This is a genomic window from Agarivorans sp., from assembly GCF_050295395.1.
Classification (GTDB): domain Bacteria; phylum Pseudomonadota; class Gammaproteobacteria; order Enterobacterales; family Celerinatantimonadaceae; genus Agarivorans.
On record NZ_JBNKPP010000287.1, the window covers coordinates 1 to 2,286 of the forward strand.

Annotated in this window: 3 protein-coding genes and 4 tRNA genes; all 7 read right to left on the minus strand. The window is 46.7% G+C overall.

Features of this window, described 5'->3' with window-relative positions; translation table 11 throughout:
- Positions 1-142, minus strand: a 142-nt coding sequence (locus tag ACQY6Q_RS17110) for a GTP-binding protein (RefSeq protein WP_427983316.1), incomplete at its 3' end; no start/stop codon positions are given.
- Between the two features lie 95 nt (positions 143-237).
- Positions 238-313, minus strand: a tRNA-Thr gene (locus ACQY6Q_RS17115).
- A gap of 4 nt (positions 314-317) precedes the next feature.
- A tRNA-Gly gene (locus ACQY6Q_RS17120) sits at positions 318-392 on the minus strand.
- A gap of 36 nt (positions 393-428) precedes the next feature.
- Positions 429-512: transfer RNA gene (locus ACQY6Q_RS17125), tRNA-Tyr, on the minus strand.
- A 42-nt stretch (positions 513-554) separates the two neighbouring features.
- Positions 555-630 (minus strand) — tRNA-Thr (locus ACQY6Q_RS17130).
- Positions 631-741: 111 nt separating this feature from the next.
- Positions 742-1,701: a bifunctional biotin--[acetyl-CoA-carboxylase] ligase/biotin operon repressor BirA gene (gene birA / locus ACQY6Q_RS17135; RefSeq protein WP_427983314.1), complete on the minus strand. Its 960-nt coding sequence runs from the start codon at positions 1,699-1,701 to the stop codon at positions 742-744.
- A partial coding sequence (gene murB / locus ACQY6Q_RS17140) for a UDP-N-acetylmuramate dehydrogenase (RefSeq protein ID WP_427983315.1) occupies positions 1,688-2,286 on the minus strand: 599 nt, incomplete at its 5' end. The genes murB and birA, both read right to left, overlap by 14 nt.

The following is a 2,286-nucleotide window of genomic DNA, read 5'->3' on the forward strand; positions in this document are numbered from 1 at the left end:
CGAAATCTTTAGCTTCACCGCCGTAAGTTTTTGCTAATACGTTAGTAATAGCCGCTGTTAAAGTTGTTTTACCGTGGTCAACGTGGCCAATTGTACCAACGTTTACGTGCGGTTTTGAACGTTCAAATTTTTCTTTAGACATAATAGTCCCTCTGGATAAAGGTCATTGGTACAAAGCACCATTGGTTTACGCTTACCGACCGGTAAAAAGGCAATAGGGAGACTAATAAAGGAATGTGGTGCTGATAGGCAGATTTGAACTGCCGACCTCACCCTTACCAAGGGTGCGCTCTACCAACTGAGCTATATCAGCACTGTGGAGCGGGCAGCGGGAATCGAACCCGCATCATCAGCTTGGAAGGCTGAGGTAATAGCCATTATACGATGCCCGCATCAAACCTTTGGAAGACGACCTACTACCAAAATAATGGTGGGGGGGGACGGATTCGAACCATCGAAGCTTTCGCGGCAGATTTACAATCTGCTCCCTTTGGCCACTCGGGAACCCCCCCACTGAATCATCTAATACTAGATGAAGCCTATAACTTAAGAGATGGTGCCGATTGCCGGAGTCGAACTGGCGACCTACTGATTACAAGTCAGTTGCTCTACCAACTGAGCTAAATCGGCATCGCTTAAGTGCTGCGCATTCTATGTAATGCTTTTATTAAATGCAACAAGCAAATCAAAAAAAAAACCTCGGATTGATTTGAACGCGCAAAAATCACCCAGAGGGCTCAATTATTGTCCGCGAACAGAGACTTCACCCGCCATAAAGCTATGTTCTACGCCATCTATCTCCAGCAATAGTTGGCCCTGCGCATCAACCCCTTTAGCCAAACCGCTAACTTGTTTGTCTTGTGAGAAACGCAAGCTCACTTTTTGCTGATTAAACACGTCGTAGTGATTCCAGCGCGTCTGCAACGCAGCAAAGCCCTGCTGTTTAAATTGCTCAAACATAGTATTGAGTGATTGGATTAAGGTGATCGCTAATTCATTACGATTCAGCGTAATGCCGTCGTTTTCTAACTGAGCATAGGCTTGGTCAATCAATGATGCTTGCTGCTGAGCGACCCTAACATTCAAGCCCATTCCCATCACCAAGCTAACTTCACTATCACTTTGGCCCTGTAATTCAATTAACACTCCCGCTAGCTTGGCACCGTTCATATAAATGTCATTAGGCCACTTTAAACCTAAACCGCTATAACCTAGGGATTCCAAACTTTCTACAATCGCCAGCCCCACCGCTAAACTCAAGCCCATGGTGGCTTCAATACCATCTTGTAAACGCCATAATATAGACAGGCAAAGTTGCCCAGCATAAGGAGTTTGCCATTGCCGCCCTCGCCTACCTCGACCAGCGCTTTGATACTCTGCCAATACCACTTGGCCATGTGCTAGCTGTTGTTGGTGTGTCATTAACCAAGCATTGGTGGAGTCTAACTGTTCGAACACTTGTGGTTGATTAGCCGGAAGATTCGCGGTCAGTTGCTCAGCGTCGAGTAAAGAAAGCGGCTTAGCCAAGCTGTACCCCTTACCCTTGACCTTAAATATATCCAAGCCCAAGTCGCTATAATGTTTGATGTAACTGGCGATAGTGGTACGAGACACCCCTAAAGCCTGGGCTAAAGACTCACCCGAGTAAAAACGGCCATCAGCTATATGCTGTAACAACTGGTAGGATTTATTCGCTCGCATCGGGTCTTCCTAACACGGTATCCGGTTTCACCTCGCCATGAGATCCTAGAAAGCGGACTTCCGGCTCTAAGACAAGACCAAAGCGCTGCCATACTTGATGACGAATGTGTCTGCACACGCTCACAATATCAGCTGCAGAGGCCTGGCCTTGATTTACTAGGACCAAGGCTTGTTGTTGATGCACGGCGGCACCGCCATGCTGGAAACCCTTTAAGCCGAGTTGATCGATTAACCAGCCAGCTGCCACTTTACTAAAGCCTGCCGAGGCCGGATATACCGGAATGGCCGGCACCTTTACCAATAGCTGCTGTAATTGCTGCTGATTCAGCACAGGGTTTTTAAAAAAGCTACCCGCGTTACCCAATACTTTTGGATCAGGAATTTTTTGTTGTCGCATATCAATCACTTGCTGAAAAATCTGTTGCGCACTCACCCCCTCGCCCAGTTCACGCAAGCCGCCATAATTTAATTTTGCTTGCCACTGCTTAGTTAAGCGAAACTTAACCCGAGTAATAATCGCTTTATCTTTTAAGCCATGTTTGAACACACTGTCTCGATAAGCAAATTCACATTGGTCTCGCGACA

What these genes read in the sequence shown, in the direction of transcription:
- birA (WP_427983314.1), bottom strand. Translation starts at nt 1,701, where the DNA reads ATGCGAGCGAATAAATCCTACCAGTTGTTACAGCATATAGCTGATGGC.